Annotated in this window: 10 protein-coding genes; 1 reads left to right on the plus strand and 9 read right to left on the minus strand. The window is 66.5% G+C overall.

Annotation, left to right across the window (positions count from 1 at the left end; genetic code table 11):
- Positions 1–610: 610 nt before the first annotated feature.
- The 7 genes from ACFY9V_RS00500 to ACFY9V_RS00530 form a co-directional block, all read right to left on the minus strand.
- Positions 611–802, minus strand: a complete 192-nt coding sequence (locus ACFY9V_RS00500) for a hypothetical protein (protein WP_391158306.1) — start codon at positions 800–802, stop codon at positions 611–613.
- Positions 803–953: 151 nt separating this feature from the next.
- On the minus strand, positions 954–2,432 hold the full coding sequence (locus tag ACFY9V_RS00505) for a DUF2971 domain-containing protein (RefSeq protein WP_391158308.1): 1,479 nt from the start codon (positions 2,430–2,432) through the stop codon (positions 954–956).
- 550 nt (positions 2,433–2,982) lie between these two features.
- Positions 2,983–3,666 (minus strand): hypothetical protein, encoded by a 684-nt coding sequence (locus tag ACFY9V_RS00510; RefSeq protein WP_391158309.1) that lies wholly within the window; start codon positions 3,664–3,666, stop codon positions 2,983–2,985.
- 737 nt (positions 3,667–4,403) lie between these two features.
- Positions 4,404–4,871: a hypothetical protein gene (locus ACFY9V_RS00515; protein ID WP_391041598.1), complete on the minus strand. Its 468-nt coding sequence runs from the start codon at positions 4,869–4,871 to the stop codon at positions 4,404–4,406.
- A 92-nt stretch (positions 4,872–4,963) separates the two neighbouring features.
- Positions 4,964–9,766 carry a ricin-type beta-trefoil lectin domain protein gene (locus ACFY9V_RS00520; protein WP_391158311.1) on the minus strand — a complete coding sequence of 1,601 codons (4,803 nt, stop codon included), beginning with the start codon at positions 9,764–9,766 and terminating at the stop codon, positions 4,964–4,966.
- Positions 9,767–10,142: 376 nt separating this feature from the next.
- Positions 10,143–10,550: a hypothetical protein gene (locus ACFY9V_RS00525; RefSeq protein WP_391158312.1), complete on the minus strand. Its 408-nt coding sequence runs from the start codon at positions 10,548–10,550 to the stop codon at positions 10,143–10,145.
- A 77-nt stretch (positions 10,551–10,627) separates the two neighbouring features.
- Complete coding sequence (locus tag ACFY9V_RS00530; RefSeq protein ID WP_391158314.1) at positions 10,628–15,214, minus strand: RHS repeat-associated core domain-containing protein; 4,587 nt, start codon at positions 15,212–15,214, stop codon at positions 10,628–10,630.
- Between the two features lie 584 nt (positions 15,215–15,798).
- Here ACFY9V_RS00530 and ACFY9V_RS00535 point away from each other — a divergent pair.
- Positions 15,799–16,137 carry a hypothetical protein gene (locus ACFY9V_RS00535; RefSeq protein ID WP_391158316.1) on the plus strand — a complete coding sequence of 113 codons (339 nt, stop codon included), beginning with the start codon at positions 15,799–15,801 and terminating at the stop codon, positions 16,135–16,137.
- A gap of 127 nt (positions 16,138–16,264) precedes the next feature.
- On the opposite strand, the gene ACFY9V_RS00540 is transcribed toward ACFY9V_RS00535, so the two are convergent.
- Together ACFY9V_RS00540 and ACFY9V_RS00545 are read right to left on the minus strand one after the other, a co-directional pair.
- On the minus strand, positions 16,265–17,017 hold the full coding sequence (locus ACFY9V_RS00540; protein ID WP_391158318.1) for a hypothetical protein: 753 nt from the start codon (positions 17,015–17,017) through the stop codon (positions 16,265–16,267).
- Positions 17,018–17,043: 26 nt separating this feature from the next.
- Complete coding sequence (locus ACFY9V_RS00545) at positions 17,044–23,940, minus strand: RHS repeat-associated core domain-containing protein (protein WP_391158320.1); 6,897 nt, start codon at positions 23,938–23,940, stop codon at positions 17,044–17,046.
- Positions 23,941–24,195 lie beyond the last annotated feature (255 nt).

Here is a 24,195-nt window from a genome sequence, read left to right on the forward strand (position 1 = left end):
GAGGCAGCGACCCAACCGTTTCGCCCAATCCTTGAATCGATCCTCTACCGATCCCTGACCACCTGGTGTCCGACCGCTACCTGGCAATGTCCGCAAGGCAGAGGGCCGCCACCCCCATGACCGGAACCTGACGAGGACTCAGGGCTCGCCGCGCCGCCGCGATCGCGGCCTGGCCGAACTCCCACAGCTTTCTCACCCGCGTCCGCAAGCGGGGCGCGGCGTGTGCCTCGGCCACCGCGCGCCCACCTGTTCCACCACAGCGGCTCGGAACGCTTGCAAAAGGACGCCTCCGGGGTACGTCCCAAACGCTCGGTACTTCCATCTGTAGTAGCACGACCAGTAGCTCACCACGCGCCGCTCCGTACGCGCGAAGAAGACCGGACTCCCGAGCGATGAACTCCCCGTAGACACGGCACTGGGCCGAGCCCGGGACCACGAGTCCGGGAAGACCCCGACCGATCGTCTCGATGATCTCCAGCTCGTATTCGCCGGCCAACTGCACCATGAACGGGACCACCCACGGTTCGCCCGACGCCACGATCTGCTCAAGGTGCCGCTGCCGGACGCGGCCATCACTGTGCCGGGAGTACAGGCAATGCAAAATCACCTGCTAGTTTGCAGTCAGGGGCCGCTCCGAGTCGGCGCCCGGCTCCTCGTTGTAGCTGCGAGACGGGATGGCGACGGTCTCGCCATGCACCGTGACTTCGAAGGGCATCATCGGCGCGAGCCTGACCTCCGGCATGACCGCCAAGACGCTACGCACGTCGCTGGCAAGTTGCGCCGGAAACGCTGCAGTCAGCACATGGACAACGTTAGAAGGATCCCGAGACAGCTGCACCACAGAAGGCTAGGCGGCGAACCTCTCGGACACTCAATCGCCCGCCTCAATATTGCGCGACAGCCCTTAGGCACCTCATCTGACGGGGTTCACCAGATGAAATGTCAAATTTGCGTTATCCAATTTCTCCAGGCGTATGGCCGCGCAGTTCATCGAACGTAGGACGTACGGCGTCCACTGCGGCTCGCAAGTCGGCCAGCAATGTCGACAGTGCTGCGTTTGTCTCCTCGATGGAGACCGTACGCGCAGCGCGCCAGCGCTCAGCACGGATGTTGCCTTCGTCAGGCTTCCACTGCTCAGTCGTGACCACCGCGTGCAGGCGCAACTGATGGCCGTCGAGGATCTGCACGGCTGCAGCCACCACAAGGGTAAGCGAAGGCTTCGGGAGGTTCTCCACCATGCACATGAAGCCAGCTTCGTAGTGTACTCGTTCGCCTTGGACGCCCGGCTGACGGGCCCTCTGTTCCTCAGGAACGGCAAGAGAGTGAGGTGACACCCCGGACTCCACCTCGGGCCATGACTTGAGCTCGGAGTACAGCGCTGTGATGGTCGCCTCAATGGCTGTCAGGTACTCCGCCGCCAGCAGCTTGGCCGCCTCCCGCAGCTCCTTCAACTCGGTCGTCGCTTCCCGCAGAGCGCCAAGGCGCTCCTCCAGAGAGCCGCGGCGACGAGGCTCGGTCCAGGGCGTCACCTCTGTTTCCTCCTCCAGCGTCAGAGGAAAGCGGTGGAGGTAGCGATTTTGGAACTTCAGCTGCTGGACCTCAACATCGGGATACGCCTTGAGTGCCTCCCGGAGCGCCGGGTGTCGTCCTGCTGGGAAGGCGTCTCCGAGCAGCACCCCGCTCAGTGCTCTGCGGATGTCGATATATGCAGGGAGGAGTGACTGGTCGAGCTGGACGAGGCGGTATTCCGCTTCGTTTTTCCAGTCCAGGTATTTTCTGAAAAACAGCGATGCGTGGTTCTCTTGGGCGTATGCCAAGGCGGCGGCATCGGCACCGAACTCTCTGATCTGCCCGAGGTCCAGCCCGTACGGCCCGACTCCTTGAGTGCTCACGTACTGGACGGGACCCTGAAATCGTAGTGCGGCCGCCCCGGTCTGCTCCTGGAACGACTTGATCAGTTGCTGACGGTCGAAGCGCAGGCAGATGCCGGCATGCCCGGCGCCATAGTGGGCCCAAAGCGACAGGTGCCCCCAGCCCCGCGCCGCGTCGCGATTCAAGACGTAATCCGGCAGCGCGAAATCTCGGGTCAAGCATGCGACTTTGGTGTGCAGGCGAATGCTGCGGTCGATGTCGACCCACAAGTCCATGTGTAGGTTGCCCTGCGGATCCAGCCAGTTCTCGTCTTCGTGGTGGGAGCTAAGATTGGGCCACAAGGGCCGCGACTCCCACAGATCATTAGTCGACTCGAACGGCGACAGACGCAGAGTCCCGCTGGCCAAGATGTTGTACATGGCCACATTGGCGTTCGTGTAGTGGTAAAGATCGTCTGTTTCGGATCTAGGCGCCATGAACATCTCCAGTTCCGAGGAGTCCATGGCGCCGTCGGGAACAGCGATAAATCGGTATGAAGCTGGAGGGTTCGAAGACGGCATGACTCGCTCCCTTTCCGCTGGCAGAGCATCCAGACTCGAGGCTGTAGGGGCATCCTATACGCTGATAGCGTCAACGTGACGATAATGGCTCGTCTGTCTCCACCACCACCGCATGGCAGCTCGTTGTCCTGGCTGTCGCCAGCATGGCCACCGACACCGCCCCGGCCATCACCCGCCGCCGGTCACGGTGACCACAGATCCCGCAGACCGTGTCCCCGGCCACCCGATCGGGGGCACGATGTCGTCGCAGGCAGCCACCTCTCCGGTGGTCTCACGCTGATGGTCAGGAACGCCGGGGCAGCAGGCGGCCGGCGTCGGTGATCTCGCTCCGAGCTCTGGTGCTACCGATAGCTCGAGAACGGTGCTCGTCGCGCCGAACGCCGGTTTACACAGGCGACGTTCGCCCGGCCCAGCTGCGGGCCGTCGTACGACCGACGGGCCGGTTGGCCATGGCGACGAGATGGGCCGTGCTCATTCGCAATTTGGTGGCGTAGGCGACGAGTCGGGCAGCAGGGCCAGGCGGGCGGACGCGGCCCCGTCGATGACTCGTTCAGCGGTGGTCCATGGGTCGCGCCTCATACTTCCTGCGGCACGAGTAGTGCTCGGGCAGCCCCTCGGGTCTTGTGAGACTGGCGGGCTGACCGCAGCCGTAGCGGCAGAGCGGGATGGTGTGGCCCGACGCATCGACCGAACTGGGTGACTGAGTGTCCCGGGGGCGGGATTCAAGGACGATCGTGCGCCCGCCGCGGCGCTGCCTGAGTTCGGCCCGCACTTCTGAATCAGCACGATCCTCGGTGCATATGTCCAGCCGGTCTCCCCGTCGTACGGATGGCAGGTGCTTCTTGTCCTCCGGGGCGGGTCCGTTCGCCTCGAGGTATTGCTGCCAATGCTGTGCGGTGAGCCAGCCGTGGTGTCCGCCCCTCTGGAACGGGACCCGCTCACCGGCCGCAGCTTCCACTATGAATCGGGTGAGGGTCAGGCCGCCTTCTCCCGTGAAGGTGCTCGACTGATGGGCGGGCATGAGGACGCGATGCCAACCTCCGCAGTAGCCGGTGTCGGTGGGGTTTTCCGGGTCATAGGGCTTGTCGTCGCCCGGCGGCGGCATCAGCGCCTGTGCGGCAGCGTGCTGGGATCGGACGTCCGCCCGCAGTGGCTTGGCTCCGACGGACAGTTCAAGTTCCCGGAACTGGCACAGCGGGATGCGCGGGCTCTTCGGTCCAGAGGTCAGGCTCATACGGCCCACCAGCGGAAGGGCGGCACGGTGGACAGCGAGCGCAGCCCGGCGCGGGTTGCAGATACGGGGGCGATTCTGTGATGAGTCGTCATGCCCGAGACAGTAAGAGCGGCCACCGACAGCCCGTTCACTCGATGGGGTGAGCTCTGGGGTATTGGGCCTCTGGTGCTGTGCCGAGTGCGTGGACCTGACCAGTGGGTTCGTCTCGTTCGTATGTCTGATTTCTTGAATCTCGAAGTAGCCTTTTGAAGGTCGAGAGCTGCTGTGCTGCTGTGCAGGCGGCACGGCTGCGGGTGGCACCCGTTGCGCGGGGCTGCCCCCGATTCGGCTGCAGCACCTGTCGGATCAAGAAGACCGCCACGGTGGTGGCCCTGGTGCCCATCACGGTCGTGCCGCCGTAGGAGGCCCAGCACCAGTCTCGAATCCACCTCACCGTCGTAACCGTCATGCGCCCCACCGACCTCCACGACGAGTAGGGCCTGCCGCCGCACCACTCCCAGCGGTACGGTGCGGTCAGCCACGGTCATCAAGGGCACTGTTCACGTGGGCACTTCGGGGCCGCTCGCATCCCTGACCAGCACGGACGCTGACAAGACCCCTGTGATTCCCAAGCTCAGAGCGCGGGTTCGATTCCCGTCATCCGCTCCATTACTAAAGCCCCGGGTCGAAGACCCGGGGCTTTTTTTGTCAAGACCGATTCTGGGAACGCGCGGTCAAGGACGACCGATGGTAGATATTCAAGGCCGGCTTCGATAGTGCGCTAGACGCGAGGCGTCCCATTCCATAATCTCAAGAATGTCATCGAGATATCCACCGGTTTCGTAACTGTGCTCCCTCAAAAACTCCTGATACAGCAACAAAAGACCATCGCGAATAGTCTCAAAGCAGCGCCAATAGTAGCCCGACTCGATCGAATCGCCATCTTCCTCTCCGGCAGCAAACCCGAGAACAGCCCATGTGGCTTCTTCCACCTGGGCCGGCGGCAGCCCGTCGGCGAACATCGCCATGACAACCGTGCACACCGCAGGCGCAGGGGGCATCAGGATCGACTGGATGAACACATGCCCGTCCAAAGCGCGCAGCACACCCGGGTTCCCGTCGATCGCGGATTCCAGCAGCGCGATCAGATGTACCGCCGATTCTCCGCAACCACACTCCACCGCATCCCAGTCCTGCCGACCTAGTTCTCTTCGCGCAAGACTCAATTAATTCAGCTCCTCGAACTAGGATGGGAGCAAGCCGTACTGGAGCACCCGACTTACTTTCCTGTTTACTTTACTATTTACTCAAGGCCACATCACCATACTCCACCCGGCTCGCCCTCGACACCCGGACCGAAGGCACTGGGTGGATAATCAAGTTGACACTTTATGCAGACGCTCTTCGCAGCCGGCTCATATTCTCTTGGATCCGACCCTGTCACAGCCTTCGTTGTGTAGGCGATGCCAAGACGCACCTTCGTCCAGTCCCCGCCCAGTGCGCGGACCACATTCCCTTCTGCGCAATAGGTGGCTTCGCAGCCCAAGACATCCGGACCGGACGAGGCAACTGCCATCTCGCCAGTCTCGGTGTGATAACCCGAGACATACGATCGAGTGGCGAGTTTCGAGACGCGGTTGTCGACGGCCGCGGAACGGGCGAGATTATCACCTCGGTCGGTTCGCTCGGCCGGTGACCAGTCTGCGGGGGCTGCTTCCTTGTGCAGGTACGCGGGACGAGACTTCGCGCCGCGCGGTCCGCGTGAGGTGGTTCCCCGTGGGCTGGGCTTTTCAGTGCCCGTAGCCGGATCGCTCGGCTCGGCTACGGCCCTGTTCTGGGCGGGGTCCGCTTCCCAGTTGTCGGCGGGGGCCGGGTGGCCATCACCAGCTGCGTCCTCGAAGGCCTTCGTGCCGGCCGTGGGCGTTTTGGCCTTGCCGCCGTCGGTCTCCGCGGACTTGGCCGCGCCTGAATCCTCGCCGGAGTCCTCGCTGGTGGGGTCGCCTCCCACACCGGGGCCGCAGTCGCCCATGAGGGCGGCACATGAGGAAACGACCGCTGCGGTTCCGGCCTCAGCACAAGCTGGTCCAGCAACACCGAGAGACTCCCCGGTACAAACCCCGACAGCCGTCACTGCGACAACTGCGACCGTGGCCACGGCCACGTATGGTGCGGCCTTCTCAACGACGTGGCCCGCACAGCTCCAGAAGCTGTGGCAACCGCCACCACCGCTCTTCTTGCCAGTACTCGAAGTGCTCCCGCTGGAGGTGGTGGAGGAGGTGGAGGTGCTACCCGCGTCAGGATTGCCGGGGGGCGGGCCGCAATCGATGGCGCACGTGTTCATCGACGGGTCGTTGTACCAGTCGTCGTATCCGGTGGGGTCGGAACCACTGGCCGGGTTGTCGGCGGCGTAGGCGTAGCCGCCCATCTGGTTGGGGTCGCCCGCCTGGAAGAGCGGGTCCGCTGTCAGGAAACGGCCCTGAGCGGAGTCGTAGTTGCGGGCGCCGAGCAGGTCGAGTCCGGTGGCCGCGTCCGTGGGTTGTCCCAGGAAGCCGCGATTCTCGTCCGGAGCCACCCAGGTCGTCGGCTTGGCGCCGCGCGGATTGCCGTAGGGGTCGTAGAAACGGCGGGTGACCGCCAGTGTGGTGGCGTCGACGGCGGTGGTGGCGGTGCCCTGAATGGTGGCGACCTGGTAGGTGACCGTGCCGGTGCTGGAACGGGTGACGGTGGTGCCGTCAGGTCCGGTGATGTTGCGCAGGCCGGTCAGTGTGCTGTTGGCGACGTTCAGGGTGATCTGCTCGGTGCCACCGAAGAGGTAGAGGACCCGGGTGGTGTCGGTGCTGTCGACTGCCGCGGTCTGCTCCAGCAGGCTGCCGTCAGCGTCGTAGAGGTACTTGCTCGTGTTGGTGTGTGCTCCGCTACCGGTGGCTACGCTCGCGGTACGACCCTCGGCGTCATAGGTGAAGGTCTGCGTCTGGCCGGCGGACACGGCTCCGACCGCGGCGTTGGTCCAGGTCTGTCCACTGCTTCCGCAGGCCGCCAGCGTCAGCTGGGTGGCGTTGGTGGCACTGGCCGCCGGGTCGGTGAGGCACATCGTGGTGGCAGCTGCGCTGACAACCGTGTTGGCACTGGTGATCTTCCACTTCTGGGTGACATCTGTAGAGCAGGTGTCGATGACGATCTTTGTGCCCGACGTGGTGGCGTTACCGGTGGTGTCCAGGCACAGACCCATCACCCGGATGGTGCCGTCGGTGCCGACCGACAACTTCTGGGCGTTGGCGGTACCGCAGGTGTTGATCTGTACCTTGGCGCCGGGCGTGGTGGAGGACGCGGCGTCCTCGACGCATTTCCTGCCGCCGCCGCTCAGGGCGAATCCGCTGATCAGCGGTCCGGTCGAGGCCACCTTGCGATTGGTCGTGTCGCCCGCGTTGACACCACCGTGCGTCGGGTCGGTGTACGCGGGCGTCGAGGTCGCGGTGCCGGTGGTCGGGTTTGTCGTAGTGGTGGCGCCCGCCTGGTCGGGCAATGCCGCGCTGGTCGTGCCGTTGGCGCCGGTGTAGGAGGTGGCTTGAGTGGAGTCGCCGGCTGCGTTGCCGGTGGAGTCGTGGTCGACCATGCCCGTACGGTCGCCGAGCAGGTCGTAACTGTAGCTCTGCCAGTACGGTGCCGGGCCGCCGACGGTCGTCGTCTTGACGGGTGTGGTGGTACTCGTCTGCACGGAAGCGGTGTTGCAGCGGCCGACGCTGCCGACCGGGGCGCTGCTCGGGTTCGTGATTCCCGCGGTGTCGGTCCAAGCAGCGGTCAGCCGCTGGAACGAGTCGTAGCTGAAGCACTGGGTGTCGTGCGTGGTGTTGTTCTGCAGGTCGTCGGCAGCGGTGAGCTGACCCGACTGGTCGTAGCGGTAGTTGACGACATCAAGGGCGGTGACTGAGGTCTGCACCATCGTTGATGTCTGTGTGGTGCGGCCGGTGGTGACGTCGTACTGGGCAAAGGTCGCCAATTCCTTGCCGGTGGGGCCGTAGTTGGTCTGCAGCACTCGCCCGAACGGGTCGTGGACCGCGGTGTCGAGGTAGGACGGCGTGTTGGAACTGCTGATGAACCCGCCGATGCCGTCGAGGTTTCCCTGCTGCGTATATCCGAAGTCGATGTCCTCGGCCGGGAGCTTGCCGTCTGCCTGGTATGTAACGGTCGACAGCAGACCGACGGTCGGCGTGTACGCGTTGGTGGTGCTGTACGTGACAGTGCCGCTCGCGGGAGGCTGGCTCTGCCCGGCGGCGGCAAACCCGTCCGCGGCGGGCACGGTCACCGTGGAACCTGACGGCTGATAGGCGGCGTTGTAGCCGGTCACAGCCTGGGTGTACGCCTTGCTCGTCGTCCCCGTGGCACCGTTGAGGTAGCGGGTAGCGGAGGTCGGGTACCCCTTGGCCAGCGTGTCGTAGACCCAGGACGCCTGTTCCTTCGTGGCGTCGGGCGTGGCCGACCAGGCGCCGCTGTACTCGGCTGTGACGCGGTTGTCCCAGTCGTAGCTGTACGACATGACCTGGCCGCGGGAATCCGTGCTTTGCAACAGATTTCCGGCGATGTCGTATTTGTCGAGACTGCTCTGCCCGACGTTGGGGTCGGTCTGGGTCGTCGGGCGGCCAAGGAAGTCGTATCCGTAGGACCAGGTGTTGCCGACGGTGTCCTTGACGGACTCGACTTGGCCGTCGGGGGTGTAGGTGTAGCGGGTGGTGGCGTCGGCAGCCCGGACGGCGTCCGCGGTTCCCTGGTGCCAGAGCGTGCCGCCTGCGCTGGAGACGACGGCCGCAGTGGAGTCGTTGCGCACCTGGAAGGTTGCGCCAGTGGTGGCGGTGAGACCGGTGGTCCACTTGGACGTGCCCGCCGTGGTGCGGACGACGAGGTTTCCGTCAGTGCCGAACTGAGCGAAGGCGCCGGGGTTGCCGCTCGTGCCGCTGGACCAGATGGTCGTCCCGGTGGCCAATGCGCTGAGGACCAGGTTTCCGTCCGCCTGCATCGTCAGCCGTACGCTGTCGGAGGTGAGCGAGGTGCCGGACGGGATGGTCTGGCCGGCGGCGAGAGCGACGGTCGCACCGGTGTTCTTCACCACGTTGCTGGTGATCTGCCCCAGCGCGTTGGTGAAGCTGGCTGTGGTGCGGCCGCCCACGGGTGCGGTGGTGTCGGTCTCGTCGGCACCGCGATAGGTGGTGGCGGTGTGCCACTGCTGGACGGCCTGGTGCCACAGCGTGCTGGTGACCGCGCGGCCTTCGCCGTCGTATTCGGTGGTGGTCTCCGAAGGGACTTCGTTCTCGTTGGCGGCCCACAGTGTGGTGCCGGGGACCGCGGTGGGTTCGGAGTACGGGGCGTACGACACCGTCGGCCAGCCGTGGGAGTCGTAGAAGGTGTCGGAGATGATCCGGCCGGAGTTGCTGTCTCCGGCAGCGGTGCTCTGCGTCTGGCGGGACTGGAGCATCCCGTCGTAGATCGCGATGGACGTTGCGTAGGTGCCGTCCTCGCGCAGCGTTTTCGTGGTCACCGTGGACGGGGCACCCGGAGAGGTGATCGTGCCCCCCGGGGCGGCCACCGCGCCCGGGTTGATCGAGTAGGCGAACGTCATGTCCGCGCTCTGTCCGCCGTCCTTGTCATGGCCTGGTAGCCAGACCGCAGTGCGTCGGCCAAGTGCGTCGTAACTGATGTCCGTGACGCGGTTGTTGGCGTCGATGTCCTCGGTCGGCACACCGCGCAGCGGATCGAGTGTGGAGACCTCCTTCCACCGTTGCGCGTTGTAGGTGGTGATGCCGACGGCGTTGGTGTTTCCGCCTGCGGAGGTCCAGGCCGGTGTGAAGTCGGTACGAGTGTCCTGGCCGGTGATGTCGAGCGCATCGACGGCGCGGCCGGCGCCGTCGTACACCGTCGCCATGTCCGTCTGCCAGTTCTCGGTACTGCCGTTGTATCCGGTGGAACTACGCACGGCCGAGATCCGGCCGACAGCCGAGGTGCCGCTCTGGTCGAGCCGCGCACCACATCGCGCCAGACGCACAGGTACGGCTCGGCCAACCACGGTCAGGCTCCGCACACCCGACAAGCAACCGCCCGCCCGCCGATAGGTCGCGACCTGCAGCTTCACCGACCGCGCGCCCCTGTGATTCCCAAGCTCAGAGCGCGGGTTCGATTCCCGTCATCCGCTCCATTACTAAAGCCCCGGGTTTACCGCCCGGGGCTTTTTCTCGTTGTCCTTCATTCCACGTCCGACCCCGGACCGCGTAGCGCGCCCTGATGAACAAGCCGCTGTTCCAGGCCGCCCATTGCATGTGCGATTCCCTCGATGAGGTCGGTGACCTCCCACATGGGCCGACCATCGCTCACTCCGAATGCCAGCAACGCCTCGTGAGCGCGCTCGACCGCGACGCGCTCCGTCGTCGGCCACTGCGTCAATTGCGCCCCAGAAGCGTGTCCGGAGGCGACGTCATGGCGGGGGCGCCGAAGTGATCCGCAGGGTGTTTTCAGTGGGATGGCGGCCAGGTGAGGGTGTAGCCGGTGGCGCGGTCGAAGGTCACTTCGACGGCCGGGGGCGGAAAGCCGAATTCGCGGGCGCTCCATTCGGCGACGGCCGCGGCGGCGGCCTCCGGCTGATAGTCGGTCGGCATGTAGTCGAGCGTGTTGACCTCGATGACGGCGAGGTCGCTCTGGTGCGAGCCCTCGATTTGCGCGGCCACCTGCCGGAGGCCGAACTCAAGCTGGGTCACGTCCTCTTCGGTGGCCGCGTCGTCGAGGACGTGCAGCCACACGTGATCGGTGACCCGGCGTGCGCCGTCGGGCGGCGTCGGCGGCGTCGAGACGGCGGCGGAGAGTTCGGCGTACAGCGCCCAGGGACCGAGGATCTTGCGGTAGACGAAGGGGCTGGGACTCAACGGAACTCCAGGCTTGTCGGATGTGCTGGTCATGACTGGTCACACGGCTGGTCGCAGCTCGTCAAGGCGGTCGGCCCCTAGTCGAATGTGAGGTGGCCGAAGACGGATTTGTCGAAGAAGTGCTCGGGGCCCATGCCGGTCGGCCGGGTGATGTACTCCAGCCCGTGGTCCGTTTTCCCGGTGTCGGACATCAGGCTGTAGCGGTCGAGGAACGCCTGCGCCTCGTCGTCGGTCATCTGTGAGATGTCGACCTTCTTGAGCTTGGCGAAGTCCTTCTCGTGGATGGTAAACCTCATGAGTTCGAGATCGGCGTTCTCCGACCTCCGGAGTTTGAGCGCCAGGTACTTCTCCGCTTCGGCACGCGACCCCCAGGAGTAGACGCCCGGACCGAAGTGAGCGCGATGCATTTCCAGCGGCCAGGGCTCACCCGTGCCGCGCAGCCGCGCCGCGTCGTCGAGTCCCTGGACGGAGAAGAACTCCAGGCATTTCAGCCCCAGGGGATCGCACCATGACAGGGGATTCGGCACGTACGCGTAATGGTTGGGTCCGGGATCGAGCCCGAGCGGATCCGGGCTGAAGTAACCGCCGACTTCCGGGTCGTAGTAGCGGAAGACGTTGTAATGGAGGCCCGTCTCCGCGTCGAAGTACTGGCCGGGGAAGCGCAACGGGCACTGGACACCGTCGGCGGCGTCGGGCGGGCGGACGCCGTAGAGCGTGCCGCGGGCCCGCCAGACCACATCGCCGTCCGGGTCGACCAATTCGGTCGGTGAACCGACCAGATCGGTGACGATCGCGTAGAAACGTGCGTCGATGTCGCTCTGCGGCGAGTCGGCGGTCAGAACCCGCTCGGTCTGGCAGACCGGTTGATGACTGCCGGGCAGGGCGTCCCAGGTCGTGACGGCGACCGTGCCGTCGCCAGAGCCGGAGCCGGTGGAGACGATCTGCTCGGCCAGCTGCATACCGTCCCAGACGAAGTCAGTCCTGCTGACGACCGTGCCGTCCTCGCCGATCCCGAGCTTCGCCGTACGGCGCCCCAGGGGGTCGTACAGATACCTCCAGCGGATCCCGTCGGGCGTGCGCACCTCGACGAGCCGGTCCTCGGCGTTCCAGAGGAACCGCCAGGCGGTCGTGGTCCCCGAGAGCGTCCTGCGCACGCGGCGGATCACCCGGCCCTGCGCGTCGTGCGCGTACGAGGTCCGGCCCGCGCGCCTGATCAGCGTGCCGTCGTACACACGGTCGCCGGTCACGGCGGAGGCTTCCGCGGCACCGTTCGGGCTGCTGTCCCCGAGCCGCCCGGTGTCCCACTGACCGACCACGACGTTGCCCAGCGCGTCGTACGCGTATCGCTCGGTCCAGCTCTCGGCGGACACCGCGGTGACCCGGCCCATCGCGTCGAGGGTGAATCCGCGTCCGCCCGCCGCGTCCGTGACGCGGATGACGTGGTCGTCCGCCCCGTATGCGTACGTACGCCGGGCGGCCGGCGTCCCTGGCCCGTCCGACGAGCCCCCGCGGCTCACAGTCAGGGAGGCGAGGCGACGGTTGCTGTCCCACTCCTGCCGGATCCTCACCAGGCCGCCGTCGAGGACCCGTTCGGTCTCCACGCCGCCCACGTCGTATCCGAACGTTATGTGCCGGCCGGAGGCGCGCAGGGACGTGGGACGCATCCCCGTGTCCCACTCCCACGTGCTCACCGCGCCGCTCGGGGTGCGGCGCTCGGTCCGACGGCCGAGCCGGTCGTACGTGTTGGTCAGCGTGCGGCCGTTGACGGTCTGCCGAACCGCCCGTCCAAGGGCGTCGTGTTCGAGCAGCAGTTCCGTGTCCGCGTTGACGGCGCGAGTGAGCCGGTCGGTCGGGTCGTACTCCATGTACGTGACGCTGTCGCCGTCGTGCCACTCGACGGCGCGTCCGGCGGCATCCCTGACGTAACGCGTAGCCTCACCGGCGCCGTTGATCCGCTCGACGAGCTGGCCCGCGGCGTCGTGGACGTACCGGACCGTCCGGCCGTTGAAGTCCGTTTCGCCGCGGAGTACACCGCGCGGATCGTAGTCGTAGGTCCACTGCCGGCCGGTGGCGTTTGTGACCGAGGTCAGCCGCAGTTCGGTGTCGTAGGCGAACCGCAGGGTCGTGCCGTCGGCGAGGGTCTTCGTCATCAGACGGTCGAAGGACCCGACATCGAAGCGCGTCACAGTCCCCTGCGGATCGGTGTGCCGGACGAGATTGCCGTCGGCGTCGTGAATCCACTCTTCCGTCGTCCCGTCGGGACGCGTCCGGCCGCGAAGCTTGCCTTCCGGCGTCCAGTTGAGCGTCGATTCCGCGCCGAGGGCGTCGACGATCCCGATGATCCGGCCGAACGCGTCGTAGCTGTAGCCCGTCACCGCGCCGTCGACGTCGGTGGTGGCCGTCGGCAGGCCCGCGCCGTTCGGCGTCATCTCGCGAACGCCCCCCAGGGCGTCGGTGATCCGGACGAGCCGACCGCGCGTGTCGTAGTCGCGTCCGGTGACAGCGCCCAGCGGGTCGACCGTACGGATCAGATTGCCGCGCTCGTCGTATTCGTGGCGCCACTCGGCGCCGTCCGGCAGCGTGACCGTCTCCGGCAGCCCCAGCGGGCTGTACCTGACCGTGGTGACGGCGCCGTCGGGCCGGGTGAAGCGGGTCAGGCGGCCGGCCTCGTCGTGGGCGTAGCCGGTGCTGCGGCCCAGGGCGTCGGTGCGGGACAGCAGATTGTCCCGGCGGTCCCATGTCCGGACGGTGGCGTTGCCGAGGGGATCGGTCGTACGGACGAGCTGGCCCAGCTCGTTGAACTCGTACGTCGTGGTGTGCCCGAGCGAATCGGTGACGCGTGTGGTGCGGTTCGCGGTGTCGTAGGCGTAGTCGTAGGCGAGGACGTTTTCCGAGCCGGCCGTACGGACACAGCGGCCTTCCGTGTCGTACTCGTACCGGTACCGCGTGCCGCCGCGGTCCTCCCAGCCGGTGACACGATGATGGTCGTCGTAGCTCAGGCGGAACGGCAGAGTGGAGGAGTCGATGATCTCGGTGAGGTCGCCACGCTCGTCGTATCCATAGCGGAGCACAACCGGCCGGTCGGCGTCGCTCAGCAGCCTGAGCTCGGTTATTCGCCGGTCCTGCGTCGTCAGACCGACGCGATAGCCAGCGCTGTGCCGGATCTCGTGGGGGACGCCTTCCGCCGTGTGGAGGACATCGATGACGTTCCCATTGCGGTCCGCGACGGACGTGAGCGCGAGTTCCGCCGGGGGGCCGCCCGGCAGCGCCCGGAAGCCAAGGATCTGGCCCTGACCCGGGCGCGTGATGCGCATCTCCCCGCCCGGAACACCGTCCCAACGCAGAGGCCAGCGAGGCCCCTCGGCCGGGAAGACGTCCCAATCCGGGTTCGGAATCGGGTAATAGAGGACCATTCCGTCCTCGGATGTGTACTGCGCTCCCTGATCGTCCAGGACGAGACGCTGATCCAGGCCGGAAGCCCACGACGTGCCGAACCAACGGCCCGCACGATAGGACGACACATGGTGCCGTTCCAGCACCAGCGGAAGAACTCCGGGCAACTGCATGTCCACCGCGGACATGACCATTTCGCCGGTCGCGATGTCGATCGGATCGCCGCACCTGAAGCGCCTGAACATGCGGACTGCGGTCTCGCGCATGTCCCGCAGGGCGGCGCCGCCTTTGCGGATGCTGTTGGCGATGTTCTCCAGGGCCTTGCCTGATTTGAGGAGGGCGGGGAGTTCGCGGGCCATCTTCAACAGGCCGCCGGCGGTGGTGAGGCCCTTGAACATCGGGATGCAGTCCAGCGCGGCGAACAGGACGTCCCAGAGGCTGGCTTTGCCTTGTAGGTACTTCATGACGGTGTCGGCCAGGACCAGGACAGCGGCGGCCAGGACCAGCCACGCCAGCGGGCCGCCGATGATCAGGACGACGATGCCCAGCACCGCGACGATCACCTTGCAGACCGCGATGATGTCGTCCCAGTGGTCCGCGACCCAGTCGACCGCCTTCTCCCACCAGTGCTTGTTCCTGATCCCCGCATCCGACGCCTCATGCAGCGCGTGCTCCGCCGTCGACGCCGCGTCGTCCCGCAACTGGGCCGCGTCGGCGGCCAGTTGCTTGGCCGCGTCCAGCTTGGCCTGCGCGCTGTGGACGGCGGTGGAGGCGCTGGTGTGGGCGCTGTTAGCGTCCGTGGCATTACGGGCCGCCGCCCGCACCTCCTCCGCCGACGGCGGCGGCACGTCCGGCTTCGGGTCCTCCTGGTAGGACGTCGACTTGTCCTGCGCCCGCTTCACCCACGCATCAGCGTTCGTCAACTGGCTTTGCGCGGTGTCCAGCTCCTGCCGGGCGGTGCGCCCCTGCGCCAGCGCCCGGTCCGCGTCACCCTGCGCCGTCTCCAGCTTCGGCCAGTAGTCATCCAGAGCACCCGACGCGAGGCGGTAGGACCGCTCCAGCTTGTCCAGCTCACCCGGCAGATCCCCGAACTGCCGCCGGTACGCGTCCCCCGACAGCCCCGCCCACTCCTGCACCACGGAGTCACCGCTCAGACCCCGCACCGACCGCAGCGCCGAGGCGACATCATCGGCGAAATCCCCCAGCTTCCGCGCGAGTTCCTTCACCTCGAACGGATCACCCGGCACCGGATCCCGGTCCAGATCCAGCACATCCCAATCCGTCGGACGCCCCGTCACCCCGCCAGCACCCCCATCAGCCTCGGCGAACAGCCATTGTTCCACCCGCTGTCTGTGACAGCAGAGGTACGTGAGAAACCCGCCTACGATCTGGTCCCATGCGGACCGGACCCGCAACATCTCAACCGTTCTCGCGACCAGCGATCGCCACACATCCCCTTCGCACCGAACTGGGCCATGTTCGAGATCGCTCCCTCAGAGCGCGGGTCGATTCCCGTCATCCGCTCCATTGATAGGGCCCCAGGTCCGAATTCTGGCACGATGGGTCGGAAGCGGTCTTGTTGGAGAAGCCGGATGATCTCGGTCGCGGTGCCAGCGGCATCGAAATCTTCAAGGCCTCTTCGGCCAGCCTGTACGATCCGTTCTTCTGTCGAAGTCCTGACATTAAGAAGGGTGCTGGGCGAAGCCCATGGAGCTTGCCCATGCAGCCATTGGACGAGTCGGGTAAGGCGTGCGGACCTCAGCGCTCCCGCTCGAGGTGACGCACCGCTCAAACTGCTCACCGACTCTCTGAGCATGAGATCGAGAGCGTTGGCCAGTCGGTGAAGGGGGAGGTCGTGCTCGCTCAACATCAGATGAAGCGCAGCATCGGGATCGACGGTACCCGTGACACCGCCGGTCCGAGGAATCGGCAACTCCGCCACGGTGCAGATCTCGATTTCGTCGCCGCCTCCGTCGAGCACCAGGTCAACGCGGGAGGCTCGCTTGGGGTCATCGATTGGAACGGCGGCATAGTCTTCGACAAATCCAGTCGACCCGATGATCAGGATCGGGTGATTGAGCAGCAGGCCCACGAATCCGACCTCCACCCGACCGCACCTTACGTAAATCTCGCCCGGCCACGCATGACCTCGACCGAGAAACCTGCAAACCGATCAGTTGTGTCGCATTCGTGAACCAGGCACGGCTTGTCCCCGTCGGCACATCATCCCTGATTCCTCCCAGTCCCGCTCTTCGAGAGCGCCAAACGGGACGTTCTCCATTCGACCACACAGTGGCCGACCTCAAATCGGCGAGTTGCCCCTACCGGTGAGCCAAAACCAACTCATCAATGGTAATACCGATGGCGGTCGAAATACTCATCATGACAGCTCGCGCGCCCGCCTCCACGCTTTTCGTCCCGGTGACGGTGTCTTCAATGATCTCCGGAACCCCACCGAAGGAGTTCGCGGAAATGGCCGGGTGCAGCCACTTCATCCATTCTTTGACGGATTCAACTCCATATCGAATACGCGCCGCCGAGACGTCTTCCGACGATGCCGTGGACAGAATTCTCAACGCCGCCACGAGGCGCTCCTCCGGGTAATTATGCTCGTCAAGTACCCGGTCGATCTGCGCAATGGAGGAAACCTCGGCTGATGAAGCCACGAATCCCTCTCGACTTCTCAGGTCCGGCCAGCTCTCCCGGCTCGGATCGATGACGACCGTCACGTCCGTTGCCGCGTCCCACGCGTCGGTACCGACCGACACCAGGGTCGAGGACCCCGAGCTCACGGCCGGCCATGCGAAAAACGGCTGTTCCGAGCTCTCTCTGAATGTCAGATATCCGGTAGCGAGGAGCAGCCGACCGGTGAAGACCGGTCGGGGTGCGACTGGTGAAGTCCCACGCCACACTCCTACCCTCACCGGTGCGATCTGAGCACGAGTAGCGACCATGACATGCCTTTGATCACTCACCGGAGGAGAGTCCACCAATAGGTCGAACTCCGGATCCTCGCCTGACCCAATCACCAGAAGGCCGTGATTCAGGACCACCTCGATTTCGCCGATTTTCATATTATTCTCCCGGTCAATTCCTCCGCCTATCCACCCGAAACGTGTGAACGCGCAAGCTCCATCAACTCTTCGTAGTTCCCCTTGGGTTCGTAGATCTGGTGGTTTCTTCCGATGCGAGCCAGAACTTGCACCGCCCTGCTCTGGATTCCGCTGCACACAGAGCAATGACTGAAAACGCGGTAGCTGAAGCCGACGGGACTGACACTGACAGGCGGCTGGTGATCGCCGATCTTCACCGGACCGGCACCGGGCTGCGTATCGCCGCAGGTGTGGCAGACATCATCTTGAACTGCGTCTCGAATTTCTTGGGGCAAGGGGTCCGGTTCCGTCGTAGAAATTCCTTCGCCGCTCGCATGGGGTCCGACGGAAAGGGTATCCAATTGCTCCTGAGTGATCTCTACGTCGCAGTTGTGGACCAGGACTGATGTGGCCCCCGCCAGCACATAGTACGAGTGCAGGTTCGCGACCGTGAGGTCGTACGTCACTGCCGTCGTGTGGTAGTTGCGGACCGCGGTGACGACGGCGGTGGTGCCGTCGGCTTCGCGGAGACGAGTCCCCGGGGTGAGGTGGGAGGCGTCGGTCCACTGGGAGGTGGTGACGTTCCAGATGGGGTGGTGCCAGGTGGTGGTGAGGACGGCCACCGCCGCGGTCTTCCGGGCCGCCCCCGACGCCGACTTCACCGCGGCCGCCGGCTTCGACGGCGCGATCGTCAGGGCCGTGAAGTCGTGGTCCGTGGTCGTTCGGATCACGCGCTGGACGACGTGCGCGGAGGTCTCGCCGGTCTGGGGGTCGGTGGACATCACCACGTCGCCGACCCGGACCTTGGCGATCGAGACGGTGGCACCGCCCGCCTCGAGGACGGGGGTGTTGCCGGTGAAGCTGTGCGGGACGAGGCAGGACGCGGCGTCCTCGGCCAGGTCGCCGGCCTCCTTGTCGGCGAGGTCCTCTCCCGCCTCCAGTGCGGCGATCTCCAACTCGTCCTCACCGCCCGTGGCGAGGAAGCCCGCGACCAGGGCGCCGGCCTTGATACAGCCGCCGACGGACGGATCGGATACACAGCCGACGACGTCGGCCGCGCCCGAGGCGTGGTAGACGAACTTTCCGGCGTTCTCCGCGATCCCCGTGGCCTTCTTCCACCACGGCTTCTTCGGTTTGGCCTTCGGCTTCGGCTTCGGATGGGTCAGCTCGTACTGGCCGATGAGGTAGGAGATGGCCTGGCGGTAGACGAGGTTGGCGTACTTCTGGGTCGCGTGGCCGTGGCTGTCGGTGTAGCCCTGGTCGTGGTACCAGTCGTGCATGACATGGGTGTTTCCGAAGCCGAGCCCGGTCACGTCGTCGTAGAGCATCGTGCCGGTCGGGTCGGAACCGGTGACCGGGTCGTTGCCCGCGTAGTCGTAACCGCCGAGTTGCGTCGGATCGTTGGCCTCGAAGACCGGGTCCGGTGACATGAACCGGCTGCTGGACGGGTCGTATTCGCGCGCTCCCAGGTTCTCCAGTCCCGTCGCCGGGTCCGGTGTGCCGCCCACGTATCCGTCGTCGCCGCCCGGCCACACCGACGGCGCGGTGCGTTCCTGGCCGAAGGGCAGGTACGAGCGGCGGGTCGGGGCGAGCGTCTGGTAGTCGACGGCCAGGGTGTCGGTGCCCTGCCGGTCCGGGATCAGGTACTGCACGTCACCCGTGCTGGACCGCTCGGCGACCGTGTCCCCGCCGAGTTCGTAGTAACGGGTGCCGGACAGCGTGTGCGTGGAGGTGTCCTCCACGATCTGCTGACCGGCCGCGAAGAGCGTCGCCTGTCCCGGATCGGTGCGCAGGACAAGATTGCCGTCGGTGTCGTACAGGTAGCTCGTGGTCCCGCCGGTCGCGGTGTCGGAGAGCGAACCGAGCTTGCCCTGGTCGTTCCAGTCGAGGGTCTGTGTGCCGGCCTGCGTGGTGATACCGGTGTCGTCGCCGGCCGCGTCATAGGTGTAGGAGGCTGTGTGCGCGGTCGCGGCGGGGCCGCTCGACGTGGTGTTGGTCAGGGTGTGCGGCCGGATCGAACCGGTGCCCTGCGCGGGGTAGTTGTATGTGGTCGTGGTGTCCGCGGAGACCGTCCCGGCCGTGTCGTGGTCGGTCTGCGTCTTGCGGTTGCCCGCCGCGTCATAGGTCCAGGACTGCCAGTACGGCTGCGGGCCGCCCACCGTGGCGCTGTTACCCGCCGCGGGAGTGGCCGCGCAGGCGTCGGTCGCGGTCCAGGCGGCGGACAGCCGGGTGGCGTAGTCGTACTGGAAGCACTGGGTGTCGGTGACCGCGCCGCTGTTCTGTTTGTCGGTGGTCGTGGTCACCAGCCCCGCGCCGCCGGAGACATCGGGGCTGCTGTAGCCGTACTTGGTGTCGTCCACGACGGTCGCTGACGTGGCGGTCGTGGTCTGGGCGTCGGTGAGGCGCTGGGTCTGCTCGTCGTACGTCAGGCGCAGCGCGGCCCAGTTGCCGGAGGTGCCCATGGTGTACTGGAGCGGCTTGCCCAACTCGTCGTATCCGACCGCCCCGACGTACCCCCAGCTCGCGGAGGTGCCGTTGCTCCCGACGCTCGTCGGCTGCCCGTACAGGTCGTAGCCGAAGAAGACCTGCTCGCTCGGCAGCCCGCCGGACGCGGGGTAGGTGTGGCTCGCCAGGATGCCCTGCGGCGTATAGGTGTCGCTCGTCAGGTATCCGCCCGATGGGGCGAGTGCCGCTTCCGTGGCGGGCAGGTTGGCCAGCGTCTCCTTTTGTGCCGCGGGCAATTCGAAGCTGTTGTAGCCCATGACCGCGGTGGTCACCGCGGGACTCGTCGTGCCCAACTGGTAGGACGTGGACGAGGTGAGCAGACCCTTCTTGAGGGTGTCGTAGACCCAGGCGCCGGTCTCGTTCGCGGCCGACGGGGCGGCGTTGCCGGTGGTGTCGTAGGTGAACGTCTTGCGGCCGTCGGCGTCGTAGCTGTACGTCGTCTGCTTGCCGCGCGCGTCGGTCGAGGTGAGCAGTTGCCCCGCGTTGTCGAACGTCGACGAGCCTGTACCGGTGTCCGGGTCCGTGGCCGAGGTCTGGTTGCCGAGGAGGTCGAAGCCCCAGGACCACACGTTGCCCGCCGCGTCCGTCTCGCCGGTGCGGTTGCCGCTCGCGTCGTAGGTGTAGCGCACGGCGGAGTAGTCGGTGGCCGGGTCGTTCACCGGATCGGCCGGGACGCCCTTGTGGTACTGGTATTCGGCGGTGGTGTTGCCCCGGGCGTCGGTGAAGGTGCTCTGCGCGACGCCGCCCCGCGGCGGGATCGTGGTGGTGACGTTGCCGCCGTAGACGGTGGTGGTCCGCCAGGTCTCGGTGGCGAGCTTGTAGGAGATGGCGGCTGTCTGCCGGCCGGCTCCGTCGTACAGGTAGCCCGTCTCGGACGGCACGTCGCCGGACTGCGCCGGGTCGATGACGGCCGAGAGCGGAGATCCGTTGTAGTACGGGTCGGTGGTGCTGGCCTGTAGCCCGTCGGTGTTGTACACGGTGTCCGTGATCACCCGGCCGCCGTCCTGGGTGGCGGTCTGGGTCTCCCGTTGCCGCAGCAGTGTGTCGTAGAGGACTTCGCTGGTGCGGTAGGTGTTGTTCGCGTCGTTGTTGAGCATCTGCGTAGTGACGATGGACGGGCCGGAAGCGGAGATGGTGTACGTGTGCTTGTCGGCCGCCGCCGTGATGCCGGGCTTGAAGTCGGCGGTCACCCGGCCCAGCGCGTCGTACTGGTGCTTGGTCACATAGCCCGCGGCGTCGGTGGACTGAAGTGCCAGGTCGCGCAGCGGGTCGTACGTCGTCGCCGTTTGATACGTCTTCGGGTCGATGACCGTGACGGATGTCGGCGATGCCCCGGTCGATGGGGTGTACGCGGTACGGGTGGTGCGGTTGTCGGCGTCGGTCGAGGTCAGCGTCCGGCCGTATTCGTCGACGGTGCTGCTGGACATGGTGACGAAGGACGGCGTGGAGCCGCTGAACGAGGCGGCGTTCTGCTTCATCGTCACGGAGCCCGCCGTCGGCGCCGTGCCGAAGGCGGTTGAACCGTCGTAGTAGGTACGGGTGTCGGAGACGGCGTCGCGTGGGAGGACGGGCGTCGTGGCGCACTTGACGGCGACGGTGGTGTTCTCGTCCGGGGCGTCGAGGATCCAGGCACTGGTGCTGTCGGCGTATGTCGTGGTGGCGCACTGGTCGTCGGCCGCCGTGGTCACGTCACCGAGGTCGTCGGTCCTGGTGACCCGGCCGTACGAGTCGTGGGTGTAGTCGGTCTCGGTCTCGCCGGTTCGGCCGTCGGAGTAGGGGGTGTAGACGCGTTCCCTGCTCTGACCGGTGAGATAGGAGTTCTGGGCGGGCAGCGTGTCGCCCAGGCTGTGGGTCGCCCGGGAGGCCGAGGTCCACGGGTCGGTGACGGTGTCGGTGATCACCTTGCCGCTGCCGGCGCCGTCGTACTGGACGGTTTCGTACGCCATGCCGGCGTACTGGTCGAGATCGGTGACCGCGGGGTCGCCGCGCGAGTCGGTGATCGTGGCCGAGCGGGTGCCCTTGTTCGGCAGGGTGTCGCCGTCCATGCCGCGGAAGTACGTGTAGTCGCTCTCGGTCACCGGGTCGGGCGCGTTGCCGGTGGTGACCTTCATGCCCTGGAAGCCGCGGAACTGGTTCCAGGTCCGCTTGTTGGCGAGCGTCAGCGGTCCGTCGTCGTAGTGCCAGGCCGGTGTGCCGATCGGCGTGTAGTGCGTGGTGATGTCGTCGTTGTCGGCGGGCAGGCCGCTCGGACCGATCTTCGTCTGGTCCTGTTCGGTGACGGCGGTGACGATGTACTTGTTGAACCAGTCCAGCATCGGCGTGCTGTGGCCGTCGGGCGTCCAGTACGAGGGATAGCAGAGCTTGGTGTTCTGGCTCGGGTCGCTGGGAGTGCCGGAGGCGCAGGCCGCCGAGGAGTAGTCGACGCTGATGATCTCGCCGGTCTCGGTGGTGACGGTGTCCAGCCGGTGCCGGGTGATCGGGGGGTATCCGTCGGTGACGTCGACCCGGTTGGCCAGCGGCCGGCCGGCGAGGGTGACGGGCGGCAGCGGCACCGCCGTGGTGGGGCCGGTGCCCTTGGTGTCCTGCCCAGTACGGACAATGGTGGACAGCCACAGCGACGGCGTCGTCGCGTCTCCAGTGGGCGGGAAGGTGTGGGTGAAGGCGTAGGCGTCCACGTTGATGAGCGTGGTGCCGACGAGGGCCTGGGTCTGGATGCCGGTCAGTTCGTACTTCGACCAGAAGGTGGGGCTGGTGACGGAGCACGCCGCGTTCTGGGCACATTGCAGGTCGAACGGGACGTCCGGCCAGTCCTTCGCCGTGGACGAGGTGAGGGTGGAGGTCGCGCAGCCGGTGGGGGAGGTGTCGCAGCGGCCGTTGACCGCGAAGGTGATACGGCCCGCGGGCGTGGTGCTGTAGACCTGGCCGGCCCGCTGGCCGTAGTCGATCCGGCTCAGGTAACCGCCGCGCGTGTAAGCGGTGTTGGCCGTGGTGCCCTTGTCCCTGGCGTAGTAGCCGGTGTCGTCGGTGTACCAGTAGGAAACGGCGTCCTGGTGGGGGTCGACGACGTAATCGAGATTCCAGCGGTAGGCCTGCTGGCACCAGGAGCTGGCGAACGTCGCGTTGTAGCAGGGCTGTCCGGAGGCGGTCGCGTAGACCGGCTCCGTCCAGACGGAGTTCGTGGCGGGGTCACCGGAGGCGTAACCGGGCAGTTGGTCGAGGCCGAAGTAGTACTGGGTGCCGTCGTCCGTGGTGACGATCCAGTATTCGCCGATGTGGGCGCCATTGGGCGCTCCGGTCTTGTACTCGATGCGCTCGTTGGCGTCGTCCTGCGGATGGTAGGCACCGGTCGTGTCGTCCTTGATCAGGACGGAGGAGCGCCCGGCCAGCGACATGGTGAGCGTGTTGCTGTCCGACCAGCAGCTGTCCTCGGTCTTGGTGACGCCCGCGGGGTTCTGGTCGCAGGACTGGTAGGAGCGCTCGATGAAACCGGGGTCGTAGTCGAAACCGTCACCGATCGGGGACGCCTGGTTGTTCGTCGAGGAGGTCAGGCCGTCCTGCGACTGCGAGCTGTAGTCCAGCGAGACCTTGGGAGCGAGGCCGCCGGGGACGGTTGGTGTGACGATCGGGTACGACCAGTCGAAGCCGTCGGAGCTGCCGCCGGCCTGCCAGGTCGACGACGGCTGGAGCGAGGTGGCGGTGAAGCTGCCGCCGCCGCCCCCGGCGCCGCTTTCGGCGGCGAAAACGGTGGCCGTGGACGCGGAGGCCAGGGTGACGTCCGCAGTGAGGGTCTTCCCGGCGACGTCGTTCGTCACGGGAGTCGCTGTGCCGGTGCGGCAGCCGGTCCTGCCCGGCGTGGTGAGGACGCACGCCGGAAGCGCGACCAGGCGCAGGCGGGAAGCCCAGTCGCCGCCGAATGCCTGGGTGAACGCGCCGTAGTCGAGCGTCAGTCCGACGTTCTTGGGCCCGGACGCGGCGGACGCGCCGCCCTGGGTCAGGGAGAGCAGAACGCCATTGACGCCCGCGGCCTCGGCGTCGCCGCGGGGCAGCACCCGTACACCGACAGAGACCGGTGCCGCGGAGTCCGCTCGGTCGGCCGCGGACCCGGCACCGGTCGCCCGTCGCCCGCCTTTCCCGCTGTCGTGTCCGCCGGGGCCGATCCACAGCGGAAGGGACCCGGCGCGCCTGGCGACGGGAGCGGCGCCGGAGTCCACCGTGACGTTCGCCCGCCCGCTCGGCCAGGAGACGGCGCCTGCCCGGTAGGCCGGCATGGCCGCCGGCTTGCGGTAGTGCGGGGTGACCGTCCTGACCGGTACGGAAGCGGTCCTGGGTGGACTCGGCGGTCCCTTGGGGGTCGTGGCCTGCGCCGGAACGGCCTGCAACAGTGCGGCGCACACCGCCATCGCACCGACCATCGCGGCGGCCGAGCGCGTCCTGGTGCGCTGCCACCGCCGAGGCGATGCCGCCGTACCGGCGGACCTCGCCCTGTCACGCCGATACCAACTCCCGTGGAGAACCACGTGTCCCGCCCCTCACGATCAGCGCGGTCCGCACCGGACCGGAACGGAAGTTAGCAACGGCACATGGCCTCCCACCGCCCATTGCCAAGTACGTACCAACTCTTTGCTGTCACTACTTCCCCACACTTCCATCACATT

The organism is Streptomyces sp. NPDC008317, assembly GCF_042955955.1.
Lineage (GTDB): Bacteria > Actinomycetota > Actinomycetes > Streptomycetales > Streptomycetaceae > Actinacidiphila.